The sequence below is a fragment of the Pseudoalteromonas sp. KG3 genome, assembly GCF_030436385.1.
Taxonomy (GTDB): domain Bacteria; phylum Pseudomonadota; class Gammaproteobacteria; order Enterobacterales; family Alteromonadaceae; genus Pseudoalteromonas; species Pseudoalteromonas prydzensis.
The window spans coordinates 1,790,411-1,807,486 of record NZ_CP098523.1 but is presented as its reverse complement, the minus strand read 5'-3'; the positions used below and the strand labels follow the sequence as shown (position 1 = coordinate 1,807,486).

The 17,076-nt window shown below is 41.3% G+C and carries 14 protein-coding genes and 1 pseudogene; 7 read left to right on the top strand and 8 right to left on the bottom strand.

The window, feature by feature from the left end; all coding sequences use genetic code 11:
• Positions 1-262 precede the first annotated feature (262 nt).
• The 3 genes from NDQ71_RS08530 to NDQ71_RS08520 all read left to right on the top strand — a co-directional run bounded on the left by NDQ71_RS08530 (position 263) and on the right by NDQ71_RS08520 (position 2,480).
• Positions 263-574: a pyrimidine/purine nucleoside phosphorylase gene (locus NDQ71_RS08530; protein ID WP_192541405.1), complete on the top strand. Its 312-nt coding sequence runs from the start codon at positions 263-265 to the stop codon at positions 572-574.
• Positions 575-757: 183 nt separating this feature from the next.
• Complete coding sequence (gene raiA / locus NDQ71_RS08525) at positions 758-1,114, top strand: ribosome-associated translation inhibitor RaiA (protein WP_301562584.1); 357 nt, start codon at positions 758-760, stop codon at positions 1,112-1,114.
• Between the two features lie 133 nt (positions 1,115-1,247).
• The gene (locus NDQ71_RS08520; RefSeq protein WP_301562583.1) at positions 1,248-2,480 is read left to right on the top strand and encodes an NRAMP family divalent metal transporter; all 1,233 of its coding nucleotides are present in this window, start codon (positions 1,248-1,250) and stop codon (positions 2,478-2,480) included.
• Between the two features lie 1,017 nt (positions 2,481-3,497).
• On the opposite strand, the gene yacG is transcribed toward NDQ71_RS08520, so the two are convergent.
• The 6 genes from yacG to NDQ71_RS08490 form a co-directional block, all read right to left on the bottom strand.
• Positions 3,498-3,728: a DNA gyrase inhibitor YacG gene (gene yacG / locus NDQ71_RS08515; RefSeq protein WP_064667149.1), complete on the bottom strand. Its 231-nt coding sequence runs from the start codon at positions 3,726-3,728 to the stop codon at positions 3,498-3,500.
• Positions 3,729-3,789: 61 nt separating this feature from the next.
• Entirely contained in the window at positions 3,790-5,469 is a 1,680-nt protein-coding gene (gene pilB, locus NDQ71_RS08510; RefSeq protein ID WP_283710120.1) for a type IV-A pilus assembly ATPase PilB, read from the bottom strand.
• A gap of 132 nt (positions 5,470-5,601) precedes the next feature.
• Positions 5,602-6,231 carry a dephospho-CoA kinase gene (coaE, locus tag NDQ71_RS08505; RefSeq protein ID WP_301562582.1) on the bottom strand — a complete coding sequence of 210 codons (630 nt, stop codon included), beginning with the start codon at positions 6,229-6,231 and terminating at the stop codon, positions 5,602-5,604.
• Position 6,232: 1 nt separating this feature from the next.
• Entirely contained in the window at positions 6,233-7,132 is a 900-nt protein-coding gene (locus NDQ71_RS08500) for an A24 family peptidase (RefSeq protein ID WP_301562581.1), read from the bottom strand.
• Positions 7,133-8,844: 1,712 nt separating this feature from the next.
• A complete protein-coding gene (locus NDQ71_RS08495) occupies positions 8,845-10,071 on the bottom strand; it encodes a type II secretion system F family protein (protein ID WP_301562580.1) in 1,227 nt (408 codons plus the stop codon).
• A 134-nt stretch (positions 10,072-10,205) separates the two neighbouring features.
• On the bottom strand, positions 10,206-10,490 hold the full coding sequence (locus tag NDQ71_RS08490; RefSeq protein WP_301562579.1) for a pilin: 285 nt from the start codon (positions 10,488-10,490) through the stop codon (positions 10,206-10,208).
• A gap of 80 nt (positions 10,491-10,570) precedes the next feature.
• Between NDQ71_RS08490 and NDQ71_RS08485 the strand changes: the two genes are divergently transcribed.
• Positions 10,571-11,707, top strand: a complete 1,137-nt coding sequence (locus NDQ71_RS08485) for an ISAs1 family transposase (RefSeq protein ID WP_024602346.1) — start codon at positions 10,571-10,573, stop codon at positions 11,705-11,707.
• Between the two features lie 27 nt (positions 11,708-11,734).
• Here the strand turns inward: NDQ71_RS08485 and NDQ71_RS08480 are convergent.
• A pseudogene (locus tag NDQ71_RS08480) lies at positions 11,735-11,869 on the bottom strand (prepilin-type N-terminal cleavage/methylation domain-containing protein); the annotation flags it as partial.
• 522 nt (positions 11,870-12,391) lie between these two features.
• Positions 12,392-13,237, bottom strand: a complete 846-nt coding sequence (gene nadC, locus NDQ71_RS08475; RefSeq protein ID WP_301562578.1) for a carboxylating nicotinate-nucleotide diphosphorylase — start codon at positions 13,235-13,237, stop codon at positions 12,392-12,394.
• A gap of 616 nt (positions 13,238-13,853) precedes the next feature.
• Here nadC and ampD point away from each other — a divergent pair.
• From ampD to pdhR, 3 genes are all read left to right on the top strand, one after another.
• The gene (ampD, locus tag NDQ71_RS08470; protein WP_192542932.1) at positions 13,854-14,396 is read left to right on the top strand and encodes a 1,6-anhydro-N-acetylmuramyl-L-alanine amidase AmpD; all 543 of its coding nucleotides are present in this window, start codon (positions 13,854-13,856) and stop codon (positions 14,394-14,396) included.
• A 47-nt stretch (positions 14,397-14,443) separates the two neighbouring features.
• The gene (gene ampE, locus NDQ71_RS08465; protein WP_301562577.1) at positions 14,444-15,295 is read left to right on the top strand and encodes a beta-lactamase regulator AmpE; all 852 of its coding nucleotides are present in this window, start codon (positions 14,444-14,446) and stop codon (positions 15,293-15,295) included.
• Positions 15,296-16,264: 969 nt separating this feature from the next.
• On the top strand, positions 16,265-17,014 hold the full coding sequence (gene pdhR / locus NDQ71_RS08460) for a pyruvate dehydrogenase complex transcriptional repressor PdhR (RefSeq protein WP_064667159.1): 750 nt from the start codon (positions 16,265-16,267) through the stop codon (positions 17,012-17,014).
• Positions 17,015-17,076 lie beyond the last annotated feature (62 nt).

Sequence of the window (17,076 nt, the reverse complement as noted above, 5' to 3'; positions counted from 1 at the left end):
TCACCACCGCTTATTCTAGCAACGCCGAAGTTTCAGTCACACCAACAAATTTACAACTACCACCAACCAGCTCGAAACACGCAGCCCGTCGCTCGAAGCTATTTAGTTTAGTTGCTAGCTCCTAAAACCTTATACTTTTCACTTCATAATTGTGTTTCAAGTGAGTATTTTTCATTACTATGACTCTTCTCTTGCAAGCTTTTTAAGTATCAGGCACTGTGTCATTAATTAAAATTATAAACTTAAATAAACAGGAGTGAGGATGTCTCAGTTTGATAATGTAAGTGTGGTTAAAACAGCGAACGTGTATTTTGACGGTAAGGTATCAAGCCGTACGGTAATTTTTGCAGATGGCAGCACGAAAACATTAGGCTTTATGCAGCCGGGTGAATTTGAATTCGCAACCAGTAAAAAAGAATTAATGGAGCTTAACGGCGGTCAGTGGCAAGTATTACTGCCAGGTGAAAGTGAGTGGCAAACCATGTCAGCGGGGGAGTCGTTTAATGTTGATGCTAACGTAACTTTCCAAGTAAAAGTGACTGACTTTGCCGATTATTGTTGTTCGTACACTTAATGTACAAATTAAGTGACTAGGCTACAAAGCCCGCCTCGCGCGGGCTTTTGCATATTTAATGCGACCAAATTGATCTGCATCATCTTTAATAACAAATAAATTTCATATTTATGCTTTTCTTCCTTGTGTTAATCTAAATAGCCCCCAATACTAGTTATGAGGTAACAAAAAAAAGGATACCCTATGAAAATTAATCTTTCTGGTCACCATGTTGACGTTACTGACTCTATTAGAGAACACATCAACGAAAAGTTTTCAAAAATTGCGAGCCATTTTCCATCTCTGATCGCACTCGATATCATTCTTTCAAAAGAGCACCACAAGCTCCAAGCAGAAATTAGCACCATATACGAAGGCGCGCGTTTATCTGTAAAAGGCGAGAACGACGTTCTTTACCCAGCAATTGCAAACGCGGCTAAAAAACTCGATGCGGCACTAAAGCATCGAAAAGGACAAATTAAAGCCAATTTACACCAGAAACCAGTGAGTACAACACCTGAAATTGCTCACGAAATTATTCAAGAAATGGACCTACGTTAATTAATAAATACGCTAGGTTCTAGGTAACTAGGATCTAGCAAACCGTTTCATCTTCCACTAATTTTCTCACTTTCAATCCACACTAAAACGCTGTAACTTACTTATTAATAAAAACAATGTAGTAAGCACACACATGCAAGCAGCAGTATCAACTTGGCAAACTCGTTTAAACGCATTAGGCCCAGGTATTTTAATGGCCACCGCTGCCATTGGCGGTTCACATCTAGTCGCATCAACCCAAGCTGGCGCCATTTTTGGCTGGCAACTATTTTGGCTTATTGTAGTGGTAAACGTACTTAAGTATCCGTTTTTCCGCTTTGGTATTGAGTACACGCTAGCCACCAAAAAAAGCTTAGTCGAAGGGTATCAAAGTAAAGGACCGTGGTTTTTTTACAGCTTTATCGGTTTGAATATCATTGCCGCGGTGGTCAATACCGCTGGGGTTTTATTGCTCACCGCAAGCCTGCTGCATTATGCGTTGCCGATCACTATTTCAGTGACCTTATTATGTTGGTTAATATTAGCTGTGTGCTTAGTTATTTTATTACTCGGGCATTTTAAAGCGCTAGATAACGTTGCCAAAGCGATTATGGCGTTATTAACACTTGCCACAGTGATTGCCCTTGTTATTGCATTTAGTAACGGCCCAATGGCGCCTGTTGATTATATTGGCCCATCACCTTACGAGCTTGCCATGCTTGGTTTTATGGTGGCACTAATGGGTTGGATGCCTGCCCCGATTGAAATTTCAGCTTTAAGCTCATTGTGGCTAAAAGAAAAGCAAAGCCAACAAACGGTAACGAGAGCGCAGGGGTTATTTGATTTTAATTTGGGTTACTGGCTAACCGCAATATTAGCGTTAGTGTTTTTCTCTCTTGGTGTATTAGTGCAATATGGGCAAAGTACTAAAATAGAGCTTGGTGGTGTGGCGTTTGCTAAGCAGCTGATTGATATGTACGCCCTGACTATCGGCGAGTGGGCACGACCGCTGGTGTCGGTAATTGCATTTTTATGTATGTTTGGTACTACCCTTACAGTGCTGGATGGTTACGCACGAACACTTAACGAATCTCATAAACTGCTTGGTTGTAAGCAAAGCAAGCACAGCCTAAATATTTGGCTAATTTTACAGTCACTTGCCGGTATGGCGGTGATCTTGTTTTTTAAATCAGCCCTTGGCCCGATGCTCACTTTTGCCATGACACTCGCATTTGTGACTACACCTATTTTTGCATGGTTGAATTTTAGTTTAGTACGCTCAGAGCCAAGCATTCAACATTCTACAGCGATACGCGGTTTGAGCTGGCTCGGGCTGATCTATTTAGTTGGCTTTGCGTTGGTGTTTTTAGTTTGGCAGCTTGGTTAACTTACAAAGGTAAGATGCTTAGCTGCAATGTGCGCGGGGTAAACCCGCGCCTACGTATTTGTAGCAGCGAGTTTACCTCGCGACTGTTTATACATTTACATGATAAACCTATTTTACCACCGAGGGCAGGAGGCGCTGCGCGCTACACAGAGAAGTGAATGAGAGTAAATGAGAAAAAACACGGGCTTCGAGCTGTGGGATAAATACACTTAGCACTTAGTCAGTTTCTAGAACCTAGCCGCTACTTTTATAATTACTTTTCTAAAGCGCAGCGCCTCTTGACCTCTTTGTGAATAAGCCATTAAAAGATTTTTGCACAAAGAGAAGATAATGAGCGTAAATGAGAAAAACGCCACAGACTTCGAACAACGGGCTACAGTATCTTTCACCTTTGTAGGAGAGCGCTTTAGCGCCGATTGGTTTTAACACATAACCTCAAACACTATCACGGCTAAAGCCTGTTCCCACAAAATAAAGTAACCTTTAACCTAGTCACTTCCCTAGAACCTTTATTACTTCTCTAAAGCGCAGCGCCTCTTAACCTCTTTGTGAATAAATTTTAATTGCGCGGGGTAAACCCGCGGCTACGCATTGGTAGCAGCGAGTTTACCTCGCGACTGTTTATATTTTCACAATCGTAGGAGAGCGCTTTAGCGCCGATTGGTTTTAACACATAACCTCAAACACTATCACGGCTAAAGCCTGTTCCCACAAAATAAAGTAACCTTTAACCTAGTCACTTCCCTAGAACCTTTATTACTTCTCTAAAGCGCAGCGCCTCTTGACCTCTTTGTGAATAAATTTTAATTGCGCGGGGTAAACCCGCGGCTACGCATTGGTAGCAGCGAGTTTACCTCGCGACTGTTTATATTTTCACAATCGTAGGAGAGCGCTTTAGCGCCGATTGGCTTTAACACATAACCTCAAACACTATCACGGCTAAAGCCTGTTCCCACAAAATAAAGTAACCTTTAACCTAGTCACTTCCCTAGAACCTAGTCCCTATTTTTCAATTGCTTACTTGAAAAAATCATCGTCGTTTTTAGCAAGCATAGCTTCAATATCTTCAATCATATCTTGGCTTAAATCATCCGCTGAGGTAATTGGCGCGGAGATTTTATTGTTTTCAAACGACCATTCGCCTAAATCAATTAACTGACAGCGTTTCGAGCAAAAAGGGCGGTGCGGACTTTTTTCTGACCATTCTACTTGGGCTTTACACGTTGGGCAGCTTACAACTGTTGGCATAACATCTTCTCATATATATTGTTTGCGATTCCTAGAACCTAAAGCCTAGGAACCTGAGTTCTTAAAAACTAGTAACGCGGTTTATTTCTGCAAGCGAGGTCATACCGGCGGCGGCTTTACGTAGGCCTGATAAGCGTAAATTATTAAAACCAGCCTTCAATGATACCTCGGCTATTTCTAATGAGTTACCACCACGCATAATAATTTGCGCAATTTCAGGGGTAATTTGCATTACTTCATAAATACCTACCCGGCCTTTATAGCCATCGGTGCAGCTGTCACAGCCTTTGGGAGCAAATAAAGTGAGTTCGCTTATTTGTTCTGGGCTAAAGCCCTGGCGTTGTAACTCTTCACTTGGCAACGTTTCAGGTGCTTTACATTTTGGGCATAAACGACGGGCTAAACGCTGTGCGATGATCAAGCTAATTGAGCTGGCCACGTTATACGCAGGCACGCCCATATTAAGTAAACGCGTTAGGGTTTCTGGTGCTGAGTTGGTATGCAAGGTAGACATTACCAAGTGACCCGTTTGCGCCGCTTTTATTGAAATTTCAGCAGTTTCAAGGTCTCGGATCTCACCCACCATCACCACATCAGGATCTTGACGTAAGAAGGCTTTTAGCGCATTGGCAAAGGTCATCTCGGCGCGCGGGTTAATTTGTACTTGATTTATCCCTTCGAGGTTGATTTCAACCGGATCTTCTGCGGTACTAATATTGCGTTCCGGCTGGTTAAGAATATTCAAACCCGTGTAAAGCGAAACCGTTTTACCAGAGCCCGTAGGGCCGGTAACTAAGATCATGCCTTGTGGTTGTTGCAGCGCATCCATATAGAGCTTTTTCTGCTCAGGTTCATAACCAAGTACATCGATGCCTAACATTGCACTTGATGAATCAAGGATACGCATTACGATTTTTTCGCCCCATAAGGTCGGCAGGGTACTTACCCGGAAATCAATGCTTTTACGTTCGGTGATTTTTAACTTGATACGGCCATCTTGTGGTTTACGTTTTTCAGCGATATCTAAACGTGCCATTACTTTTATACGTGCCGATAAACGCGTAGCTAAGCTGTTTGGCGGGCTGGCCATTTCATGCAAAATACCATCAATACGAAAACGTACGCGGTATTTATGCTCATAGGGTTCAAAGTGTAAATCTGAGGCGCCTTTTTTAATTGCATCCATCAAAATTTTATTGATGTAGACAATAATTGGCGCATCGTCTTTTTCATCTTCACCGTTGTTTTGCTGCTCGCGTGGGCCATCGGCATCTAGATCACTGAATTCTTTAAATTCTTCATCGCTTAAGTGCAAGCTGCCTGAGGCATCAAGTAGTTGCTCAATTTTTGCTTCGAGCTGACGATAATCAACCACCACGACTTCACACGAAAGCCCAGTACTAAATTCAAAATTCTCAAAGGCGCCGTAATCAGTCGGATCAGAGGCGGCAATATAAAGCTTACGACCTTTTTTAACGAGAGGGAGAATGTGATGTTCTTTGATCAGTTTTTCTTTAACTAACTCTTTTGGGATCAGTTCTACATTAAAATCACGCAGGTCAAAATAGGGAACTCGGAATAAATCAATGCATTGCTCGGCAAGTTCATGGCCATCAATACCGCTGCATTTAGCGATCAGCTCAGCTGTTGAGGCATACTCACGTTGTTTGAGTTTGACTGTTTCTGCGTCAATACGGCCAAGCGTAATAAACTTTCTAAGTAATGGTGAATTAATATTCATTGCGCACCTTGGTTAGATCCTTTTATAGCCTGCAATTTATCAGAAAAAAGAATGGTATAACATTAGTCTTGTCGATTTAAGGTAATTTGCCAACAAAAAGCTGAAAAGTTTTTGTTTATCTAGGTATTTAGTTTATTTTTTCGCAGCCAGTGTTAAATACTGCGTATGCAATTGTTGTATCACAATGGCGACTAAAGCCAACGGTTGATTATTATCAACCACATCGTCAGCGCGGTGGAGTTTATCCTCGCGCGACATTTGCGCGGCAATAATACTGAGCGCTTGCTGGCGGTCAATGTTATCGCGTTCGATAGTGCGTGAAATCTGTATTTCTACAGGCACATCAATTATTAACGTGCGATCGCAATATTGATCAAGGCCATTTTCAAATAATAGGGGGGCAACAAGTACAACATAAGCGCTGTTAGCTGTGCTTAAATCATTAAGTGTTTTTTCACGAATAAGTGGGTGCAGTAAATTATTAAGCCAGGTTTTTTGTGCGTTATCGGCAAAAATAATTTCTCGTAACTTAGCGCGATTTAAACTGCCATCGGGGTTTAATACCGTTGTGCCAAAATGCTCGCTAATGGCTGCTAGTCCATTGCTATTTGGCGCAACAACTTGGCGAGCGATAATATCAGCATCTACAACAGTAATGCCAAGCTGTTCAAACATAGCGCTTACGGCACTTTTACCACAGCCAATACCGCCAGTCAGTCCTAAAACCCAATTTTTAATTGGTTTGTTAGCAGCAACTACCATATTAATAACCTAACCAATTAAAATAGAATGCTTGGATTTGTGTGCCCCATAATAAGGTAACCCAGCCAGCAATGGCGAGATAAGGGCCAAACGGAATAGGTGTGGCTTTGTCTTTACCCTGAATAGTTAGTAGTGCAATGCCGATAATGGCGCCCACCACACTCGATAATAAAACAATAGTGAGTAGAGATTGCCAACCCAGTAAGGCACCGAATACAGCTAATAATTTAAAATCACCATAACCCATGCCTTCTTTGCCGGTGATCAGTTTAAATAGCCAAAATACGCTCCATAAACTTAAGTAACCACACGCTGCACCAATAATCGCATCAGTAGGTGAAATTGTAATACCCATTACAGCTGCAATCAGTGCTAGCCAAACGAGTGGTAGGGTAAGTTGATCGGGTAGCAGCATGTGGTCAATATCAATAAAGGTCAGCGCGACTAATACCCAAGTAATTAAAATATACAGTAGTGCTTGCTCTGTCGCGCCAAAGATATAGGCGACTATTAAACTTAAAATAGCAGTGAGCATTTCCACTATGGGGTAACGAATCGAAATTGGGTTACTGCAACTAGCGCAGCGGCCTTTTAATAATAACCAGCTAATAACAGGAATATTTTGCCATGGCTTAATTGCCGTTTTGCATTTAGGGCAGGTCGAGTTGGGCTTTACTAGATTGAATGCAGCCTCTGTATTAGCTGCTTTGGTCGGCTTTAAATCATCAGCTAATAAAACACGGCATTCTGTTTGCCATTCGCGCTGCATCATCAGTGGCAGTCGATAAATCACTACATTCAAAAAACTGCCAACACATAGGCTAACTAAGCCAACTGTGAGTAAATAAAACCACAGTTGGCTTTGCATTACTGTGATTATATCGAGAAAGAAATTTTGCATTCGCTAAAACCTAAAATCTAAAAACTACTAAAAGCCCGCGCTTACGTGTATGTAGCAGCGAGTTTACCTCGCGACTGTTTATACATTTACACAAACAAACCTATTTTACCACCGAGGGCAGGAGGCGCTGCGCGCTACACAGAGAAGAGAAAGCCACGGGCTACGGGTTACGGGTTATCAATACACCTAGCCACTTCCTACAACCAGAACCTAACCGCTATTTTTACAATTACTTCTCTAAAGCTAAGCGCCTCTTATTCTCTTTTTGAATCAGTCGCTTAAAACCATTTTTCACAAAGAGAAGTGAATGAGAGCAAATGAGAAAAACGCCACAGACTTCGAACAACGGGCTACAGCATCTTTCACCTTTGTAGGAGAGCGCTTTAGCGCCGATTGGCTTTAACACAATTCAAAAATAATCACGGCTAAAGCCTGTTCCCACAAAATAAAGTAACCTTTAACCTAGTCACTTCCCTAGTACCTTTTATTACTTCTCTAAAGCGCAGCGCCTCTTAACCTCTTTGTGAATAAATTTTAATTGCGCGGGGTAAACCCGCGCCTACGCATTGGTAGCAGCGAGTTTACCTCGCGACTGTATATACTTTCACAACCGTAGGAGAGCGCTTTAGCGCCGATTGGCTTTAACACATAACCTCAAACATTATCACGGCTAAAGCCTGTTCCCACAAAATAAAGTAACCTTTAACCTAGTCACTTCCCTAGTACCTTTTATTACTTCTCTAAAGCACAGCGCCTCTTAACCTCTTTGTGAATAAATTTTAATTGCGCGGGGTAAACCCGCGCCTACGCATTGGTAGCAGCGAGTTTACCTCGCGACTGTATATACTTTCACCTTTGTAGGAGAGCGCTTTAGCGCCGATTGGCTTTAACACAATTCAAAAATAATCACGGCTAAAGCCTGTTCCCACAAAATAAAGTAACCTTTAACCTAGTCACTTCCCTAGTACCTTTTATTACTTCTCTAAAGCACAGCGCCTCTTAACCTCTTTGTGAATAAATTTTAATTGCGCGGGGTAAACCCGCGCCTACGCATTGGTAGCAGCGAGTTTACCTCGCGACTGTTTATATTTTCACAATCGTAGGAGAGCGCTTTAGCGCCGATTGGCTTTAACACAATTCAAAAATAATCACGGCTAAAGCCTGTTCCCACAAAATAAAGTACACCTAGCAGCTAGTCACTTCCCCAGAACCTTTTATTAGCTCTCTAAAGCGCAGCGCCTCTTAACCTCTTTGTGAATAAATTTTAATTGCGCGGGGTAAACCCGCGCCTACGCATTGGTAGCAGCGAGTTTACCTCGCGACTGTTTATACTTTCACAATCGTAGGAGAGCGCTTTAGCGCCGATTGGCTTTAACACATAACCTCAAACATTATCACGGCTAAAGCCTGTTCCCACAAAATAAAGTAACCTTTAACCTAGTCACTTCCCTAGTACCTTTTATTACTTCTCTAAAGCACAGCGCCTCTTAACCTCTTTGTGAATAAATTTTAATTGCGCGGGGTAAACCCGCGCCTACGCATTGGTAGCAGCGAGTTTACCTCGCGACTGTATATACTTTCACAACCGTAGGAGAGCGCTTTAGCGCCGATTGGCTTTAACACATAACCTCAAACACTATCACGGCTAAAGCCAGTTCCCACAAAATAAAGTACACCTAGCACCTAGTCACTTCCCTAGAACCTAGGGCCTTTTATATAACCGACCCAAGTTGGAAGATAGGTAAGTACATAGCGATGATCAAACCACCTACTAATACACCAAGCACAGCCATGATAAGCGGCTCTAAAAGGCTTGATAAACCATCTACTGCATCATCAACTTCTTGCTCATAAATCGTCGCAACTTTTGCCAGCATATCATCCAAAGAGCCTGATTCTTCACCAATGGCCACCATTTGTATTACCATATCGGGGAATATTTTAGAATTGCGCATCGCCCAGTTCATTTGGTTACCTGAGCTTACTTCAGCTTTAATATCTAAAATAGCATAACGGTAAACCGCGTTACCAGAGGCGCCAGCTGCAGAATCGAGGGCATCAACTAATGGCACACCTGCGGCAAAAGTGGTCGAAAGTGTACGGGCATAACGTGCCACCGCGGCTTTATTTAAAATCATACCAATCACAGGCAGCTTCAAAATTGCGCGATCGGTAGCATCGCGCAGCTTTTTACTTTTTAGTAGTGCTTCTTTGTAAGCCCAGCCAAAGCCAACAATGGCAATTAGCATCATCCACCAATATTCTTGCATAAACTCAGAGATGGCAATCACCATTAAAGTAAATGCGGGAAGTTCAGCACCAAAACCAGCAAAAATATCTTGGAATTGTGGTACTACAAATATAAGTAGAATTGAGGTAACAATCAGAGCCACTACCAATACCGCTATAGGGTAAAACATGGCTTTTTTAATTTTTGATTTCAGCGCTTCTGATTTTTCTTTATAAAGCGCAACGCGATCGAATATTTTATCCAGTGCGCCAGATTGCTCGCCCGAGGCCACTAAGTCGCAATATAAATCATCAAAATAACGGGGGTGCTTTCTAAGCGCTAATGATAGCGGTTGACCGGCTTTAACTTCATCGCCAATAGTTGCCATCAGTTTACTAACACTTTTATTAGTAGCGCCGGTGCCAATCATTTCTATTGATTGAATCAACGGGACGCCCGCCATTAGCATAGTGGCAATTTGCCGCGTCACTAAAGCAATATCTTTGGGGGTAATAGCCTGCATGCGCACGCCGAACAAAGGCTTGGCTTTACGCTTTACTTTAGATGGGGTGATGCCTTGTTTTCGTAGTTGGGCTTTGACAAGGGCTACACTAGAGCCAGTTAATTCACCTTCAAGCTTTTTCCCTCGAGCACTAACTCCAACCCATTGAAAGGTTGAGGTATCGTTAGGAGTGTGTTTTTTTGACATTAAAAACTCAATTTATTATCGATATACATACTTTGTAAAATTAAAGAGCATTCAGAATTATTTTAACTTTTTTACAATACAAAAATATCCACTAAAATCAAAAAGCCATCCTACTGGATGGCTAGTTCTTAATGTTATGAGCCTTCTACTCTGCAGTCAGCAGGTAGTAGGTCTTTATCGTCATCAGACACGTCTTTATAGGTACATGTCCAAGCGCCTGTAGTTGTGTTTCTTGAAAGTGTCAAGGAACCTGAATCTATAGGTGCGCTACCTTTTAATTTTGCAGATATTGAACTAGCTGCAATGGTGTGATCTTCACAAGCACTTGGAGCACCTAAACCAATATCTGTAGTGTCAGTTATAGTTGCTCCTTCAAGTGTTAAAATCTCAAATTGAGTTTTACCTGGTGTGATCTCCACGGCAAGATCATTATAAATTGAACTTATAGAATATGTAGTGATCAGATCAAGGCATAATAATCACCTTGGTCACGTAAAATATGAGCGCTACTTTTCTGAAACACTTTAATTCAATTACCGATCCTCGCATTGAACGCTGTAAAAAGCATGAGCTTATCGATATTCTCCTTTTAGCCATTAGTGCAGTAATCTCCGGTGCACAAGGATGGGAGGATATTGAAGACTTTGGGCATCTAAAACTTGATTGGTTAAAAAGATATGGCGCTTTCAACGCGGGTATTCCAAGACACGACACCATAGCCCGTGTCATTTGTCGGTTAAAATCAGATGAAATAGAGCATGCATTTCAATCTTGGATATCTTCACTTATTGAAACCACGGGTGCTGATATTATTGCTATGGATGGAAAAACTGCACGTCGTTCATTTACAACCAAAGATAGAAAAAGTGCTTTACATACCGTCAGTGCATGGAGCTGCCAACACCAGTTAGTTTTAGGGCAAACAGCCGTTGATAGCAAAACAAATGAAATCACAGCCATACCTGAGTTACTCACCATGCTAGATATTGAAAATAGCATCATTACACTTGATGCTATGGGCTGCCAGCAAGAAATAGCGAAACAAATAATTAAACAAAAAGCTGATTATATCCTAGCGCTCAAAGGTAACCATTCAGGTATGCAGAGTGAATTAGAAGCTTGGTGGCACAAGAGTGAGCGCGAAGGATTGACCAATAGCAACTATGATAAACATACCGAAATAAGCTCAGGGCATGGGCGCATTGAAACAAGGGTTTGTCAGCAATTGCTTATTGATAAAAGCTGGTTAGATAAAATCTACCAATGGTCTGGCTTAAAGAGTGTTATTCAAGTAACCGCTGAGGTTCACGATAAATCATCAGGTACAGACACGATAGAAACGCGTTGGTATATTAGTTCGTTAGCGTTAGGTGCGGAGCAAGCACTTAATGCGGTACGAAGCCACTGGCAGGTTGAAAGTATGCATTGGATGTTGGATATGAACTTTAGGGAAGATGAATCAAGAATCCGTAAGAAGCAAGGACCCCTTGTTTTTAACGTAATGAGAAAAATAGCCATGGCGTTATTTAAACAAGATACAACTAAAACAGCCAGTATGGCGAGAAAAAAGAAAATGGCAGGGCTAGACGATGATTATCGCTCAACCCTGTTAGAATCTGGGATTAAAATGCGCTAGCCGTGGTGTGATCTCTTGATAACAGGCTGTAGCTTGAGCTTTAGCTGTGTAATCTTGGTATTGTGGTAATGCAATAGCTGCTAAAATACCGATGATTGCTACTACAATCATTAATTCAATTAGGGTAAAACCCTTTTGACTTTGTTGTGTCATTTTTTCCATGTTCCTCTCCTAAAGGATAGTGTTTTTGTAAGTTAAAAACTATTTTAGTAACTAGCGTGGGGTGCCACGTGAACTACTGTAACTTTTTTATCTTACGGTTTTTTTAATCGCTAAATTACTAACCCCTAACTAGAAAGTTGCAGATAAGTTTTAGCATTTATTAAAATTAATGTGTTAGAACTACTTTAGCACTAAAACTGCTGATTGAAAGCGGCGTTAGCTGCATTTCATCGAAATTTAAAAATTTTTACACTTGATACTTGTGTTCAGTGCGGGTGATTTTACTCGGGGCTTTTATCTAAAAAAGCAGTGCAAAGTAAAACAACAGCTAAAAACAACTCTTTAGGATTAGTTTTATGTAATTTAATTAATCCTAGAGGCTTATGTTAACACTATTTTTTAGTATCTGAGGTACTAAAATTAACAGTTTGTTACAGAATAAGCCTTTCGGCGTATTTAATGCTTTTTTGCTCAAATTGTCAACGGATTAGGTAAATATAAAATTCTAATACAAAAGAATAATTACTCAAAACGCATAGACAAATCAATTGATTGTAAATTTTTTGTAAGCGCGCCGCTGGAGATAAAATCAACGCCCGCTTGTGAGTAAGTGCGCAGTGTTTCTAAGGTCATATTGCCTGACACTTCAAGCTTAGCGCGCTTATTGGTAAGCTCTACCGCTTGCTGAATTTGCTTAACACTAAAATTATCCAGCATTATAATATCAGCACCCGCTGTAATGGCTTGATCTAGCTCATTAAGTGATTCAACTTCCACTTCTACTGGTTTGCTTGGGTGATTAAGTTTTGCTTGCGCTACTGCGTTATCAATACCGCCACAGGCAGCGATGTGGTTTTCTTTTATTAAAAACGCATCAAATAAGCCAATGCGATGATTTGCACCACCGCCACATTTTACTGCGTATTTTTGCAGTGCTCTAAGCCCTGGTATGGTTTTACGGGTATCGAGTAGTTGCGTGGTGGTGCCGCTAAGCTCTTTTACATAATGCGCTGTGGTAGTTGCAGTACCTGACAAGGTTTGTACAAAATTAAGTGCGGTACGTTCAGCGGTTAAAATAGCGCGGGCAGAACCTGTTGCGGTAAATAAGGTATCGTTTGCTTTTACTGCATCGCCATCATTAACCAGTACATTTACTACAACACTTGGGTCTACTTGTTTAAATACTTCTAAGATAATGTCTTTACCGCAAAACACGCAATCTTCACGGGTGATCACTTTAGCGTTGGCTTGTTGCGCCGCGGGAATTAATTGTGCGGTGATATCGCCTTGCTCGGCCGTTTGATAGTTTAAATCTTCATCAAGGGCAAGTTTAACAAGTTGGCTTAATAGGCTGTGTGGGATAGACATTATAAAAGCTCATTATAATTAAGAAATTGCACAAATTTTACATGGTTTGAAAGTGAAAGAGAAGGCTGAAGCTATAAGTTTGATTAGGTTCTAGAGAGTGAGGTTCTAGGTTTTAGGAAGTGACTAGGTGTATTCGAAAATCGTTGTTCGAAGCTCGTGGCGCTTTTTCTCATTTACGCTCATTCACTTCTCTTTGTGCAAAAGTCTTTTAGTGATTTATTCACCACAGAGAGCACCGAGCTCACAGAGGAAAAACCAATAGGTAATAGTGATTAACTTTACTTTTGTCTTCTCGGTGTAGCAAAGCGCCTCGGTGGTGAAATAGTGTATCTGTGTAAATGTAAAAACAGTCGCGAGGTAAACTCGCTGCTACCGGCCGACGTAGGCGCGGGTTTACCCCGCGTAATTAAATAAAAGTTCTTTAATTATTTTGATATTGACGCGCTAAAGCATGACCTACAACGACCAAATTTTGGTAGTAAAATCGTCATTGTCTTGGGGTAAAATTAAAAATAAGAGAGGCGCGGGTCAGCCCGTTGCTGCGTTTTATTGCTTTGCTGTTATTCTGTTTGGAAATCTATTAGCATCTGACTATGTATTTGTTTACAGACTCATTATGAAAATAAACTCTTTTGGCGTCGTTGATACGGCGATACAACGACCATGCACGCATTTTGATGAGCGTCCGAATGATGACGATATTTCTTTATTAGTCATTCACAATATTTCTTTGCCAGCAGGGCAGTTCGCCACGCCGTTTGTTGATGATTTATTTATGGGATGCATTGATTGCCAAGCACACCCGAGCTTTGCAGATTTAGCGGGGCTGAGAGTGTCGGCGCATTGCTTTATTAAACGCAGTGGTGAAATAGTGCAATACGTGCCTTTTAGTAAACGTGCTTGGCATGCTGGGCGCTCTGAATTTTTGGGGCGCAACCAATGTAATGACTTTAGTATTGGTATTGAGCTGGAAGGCACAGACACAACGGCGTATACCCAAAATCAATATAATGCATTACAATCTTTGACTAAGGCGTTGATAAATAAATATCCTGCAATCACTCGCTCGCGTATTGTAGGGCATTGTCACATTGCGCCTGGGCGAAAAACTGACCCAGGTGACAGTTTTGATTGGAACCATTATTTTGCTGCACTATAACTATATTTTAATCAGCTTTAACTAGCGCCAATTTGGAATGAAAAAATATGATCTTAATTTCTATAATAATTGCTCTAATTTTAGAACGTTTAGGTGCTCGTTCTGATTATTGGCAAATAAGTTATTACGCACAAGGCTATTTAACGCACTCGAAAAAACAATTAAGCGAACAAGGTTTATTTAATTCACCCGCCGGTTTTATGATCTGGTTATTTTTGCCTGTATTACTGATTGCCGTTATTTTTACCTTATCTGATTTTGTATTGTGGCAGTTAGCTATTAATGTTGCAGTGCTGCTAGTTTGCTTTGGTTGTGCTAAACAACGTGCTTTATATAAGTCGTACCTCAATGCGTTAACCCGTGACGATCTGCAAGCCGCTACCTTATATGCATTGCAGATGGGGCAAAAGAAAACCGAAGATGAAATAGGTGGAGAAACCTTTGGCCAAACCTTGGCTTGGGTAAACTTTCGTTTTTATTGCGCGGTGATTTTTTGGTTTGTTGTTTTAGGTGTGCCTGGTGCAGTGTTATATGCCTTGGTACGTACTTTTGCTGATTTAGTGCGTGACGACCATAAAGTTGCCTATGCGAATCGCTTTAAACTAATTCATACATTATTATTTTGGCTTGATTGGCTACCGGCCAGGATCGCAAGTTTTGGTTACTTAGTAATTGGTAATTTCAATAAAGGCACCAGTTGTTGGTTGCAGTATGTGTTCGATTTTTCAGTGAGTAATCGTAAGGTGGTAACTAATACCGCGCTTGCTGCAGAGCAAATAGAACAACAGCACTTTGGCTGCGCGTATGAAGCAACCTGTATGATGAAGCTAGTAAAACGCAATGTATTGTTTTATTTAGTGCTGATTGCCTTGCTCACTTTATTTGGTGGGTTAGCGTAAATAAACAGCTGCTAGGTTTTAGGGAAGTAATTGTCGCGAGGTAAACTCGCTGCTACCGGCGTAGGCGCGGGTTTACCCCGCGTAATTAAAATTTATTCACAAAGAGGTTATGAGGCGCTGCGCTTTGTGCAAAATGGTTTTAAGTAATTAATTTTACTTTTGTCTTCTCGGTGTAGCGCGCAGCGCCTCCAGCCCTCGGTGGTGAAATATTCTTGTCGCTATAAATGACGACCTACAGGATCGCGGTGGGCATTATTTGTAGGCGAGTGACTTGCCACCGTGAATGGCATTCCATTGTCGCGAGGTGAACTCGCTGCTACCCGCGCAATTAAAATTTATTCACAAAGAGGTTAAGAGGCGCTGCGCTTTAGAGAAGTAATAAAAGGTACTAGGGAAGTGACTAGGTGCTAGGTGTACTTTATTTTGTGGGAACAGGCTTTAGCCGTGATTGTTTATGAATTGTGTAAAAGTTAATCGGCGCTAAAGCGCTCTCCTACAAAGGTGAAAGATGCTGTAGCCTGTTGTTCGAAGTCTGTGGCGTTTTTCTCATTTGCTCTCATTCACTTCTCTTTGTGCAAAATGGTTTTAAGTGATTTATTCACAAAGAGGTTAAGAGGCGCTGCGCTTTAGAGAAGTAACTATAAAAGTAGTGGCTAGGTGTTTGGGTGTATTCGCAGCTCGAAGCCCGTGGCGTTAGTTCTTCTTTAGGTTTTAATTGCCTGGTCAGACCATTTGTTTTTTCTGTTTAAACCCTTCCCAAACTCTGGCTTTATCTCATACTGTTTAATCTTTGTGCTAAATGCGTTAGGCTGGATTATCGACAGCTGGCTTCGGTAAATTGACAGCAAACTTGCTTTTTGATAACGTATGGCTCAAATTTGGTATGACCAATTTACCTTTTGGTTTAGGCAATGGGCACAAGTTTGAATTATTCAGGCTATATTCCCACTACAATGCGGACGTTGATTAATGTCTTTAAAGATTAAAGCAGCAAAACTATCGGATGTTATTTTACAGCAACTTGAGAATATGATTCTTGAGGGCTCATTAGCTCCCGGAGAGAAACTGCCGCCAGAGCGTGAATTAGCCAAGCAATTTGAAGTGTCTCGTCCTTCACTGCGCGAAGCGATTCAAAAGCTAGAGGCAAAAGGCTTAGTAACACGTCGCCAAGGTGGCGGGACATTTGTAAAAAATCAGCTCGAAGAAGGGCTCACTGATCCGCTTTTTGATTTGATCAGTAAGCATCCTGAATCGCAATTTGATTTATTAGAGTTTCGTCATGCATTAGAAGGGATTGCCGCTTATTATGCCGCGCTGCGCGGCACTAGTACGGACTTTGATAAAGTGAAGCAAAGCTTTGATTGTATTGCCGTAGCACATGATAATTTACAGCAAAAAGCCAAAGCAATTAATGCGTTTCACTTTAGTGTTGCAGAAGCGTCACATAATGTAGTGCTACTGCATTTAGTGCGTGGTATGCAGGCATTACTTGAACAAAATGTTTTACAGAATTTAACGGTATTGTTAGAAAAGCCGCATATCAGTTCGCGCTTAGCTGAGCATCGCCGTTTATTAATGGATGCAGTGATTGAAGGGAATCCCGAGCAGGCGCGACTTGCCAGTAATGCTCACTTAGCTTTCATTGAAGAAGCATTATTGGAAGCTGGTAAAGAGCATTCGCGAATTGAACGTAGTTTAAGACGCACCAAACAAAATTAACAAACACAGTAAAAGATCAATAATTTAAGCAAGTACTGCATATGGCAACAATGATTACCACA

What these genes read in the sequence shown, in the direction of transcription:
- pdhR (WP_064667159.1), top strand. Translation starts at nt 16,265, where the DNA reads ATGTCTTTAAAGATTAAAGCAGCAAAACTATCGGATGTTATTTTACAG.
- ampE (WP_301562577.1), top strand. Translation starts at nt 14,444, where the DNA reads ATGATCTTAATTTCTATAATAATTGCTCTAATTTTAGAACGTTTAGGT.
- ampD (WP_192542932.1), top strand. Translation starts at nt 13,854, where the DNA reads ATGAAAATAAACTCTTTTGGCGTCGTTGATACGGCGATACAACGACCA.
- pilB (WP_283710120.1), bottom strand. Translation starts at nt 5,469, where the DNA reads ATGAATATTAATTCACCATTACTTAGAAAGTTTATTACGCTTGGCCGT.
- NDQ71_RS08500 (WP_301562581.1), bottom strand. Translation starts at nt 7,132, where the DNA reads ATGCAAAATTTCTTTCTCGATATAATCACAGTAATGCAAAGCCAACTG.
- nadC (WP_301562578.1), bottom strand. Translation starts at nt 13,237, where the DNA reads ATGTCTATCCCACACAGCCTATTAAGCCAACTTGTTAAACTTGCCCTT.
- NDQ71_RS08520 (WP_301562583.1), top strand. Translation starts at nt 1,248, where the DNA reads ATGCAAGCAGCAGTATCAACTTGGCAAACTCGTTTAAACGCATTAGGC.
- NDQ71_RS08485 (WP_024602346.1), top strand. Translation starts at nt 10,571, where the DNA reads ATGAGCGCTACTTTTCTGAAACACTTTAATTCAATTACCGATCCTCGC.
- yacG (WP_064667149.1), bottom strand. Translation starts at nt 3,728, where the DNA reads ATGCCAACAGTTGTAAGCTGCCCAACGTGTAAAGCCCAAGTAGAATGG.
- NDQ71_RS08530 (WP_192541405.1), top strand. Translation starts at nt 263, where the DNA reads ATGTCTCAGTTTGATAATGTAAGTGTGGTTAAAACAGCGAACGTGTAT.
- coaE (WP_301562582.1), bottom strand. Translation starts at nt 6,231, where the DNA reads ATGGTAGTTGCTGCTAACAAACCAATTAAAAATTGGGTTTTAGGACTG.
- NDQ71_RS08495 (WP_301562580.1), bottom strand. Translation starts at nt 10,071, where the DNA reads ATGTCAAAAAAACACACTCCTAACGATACCTCAACCTTTCAATGGGTT.
- raiA (WP_301562584.1), top strand. Translation starts at nt 758, where the DNA reads ATGAAAATTAATCTTTCTGGTCACCATGTTGACGTTACTGACTCTATT.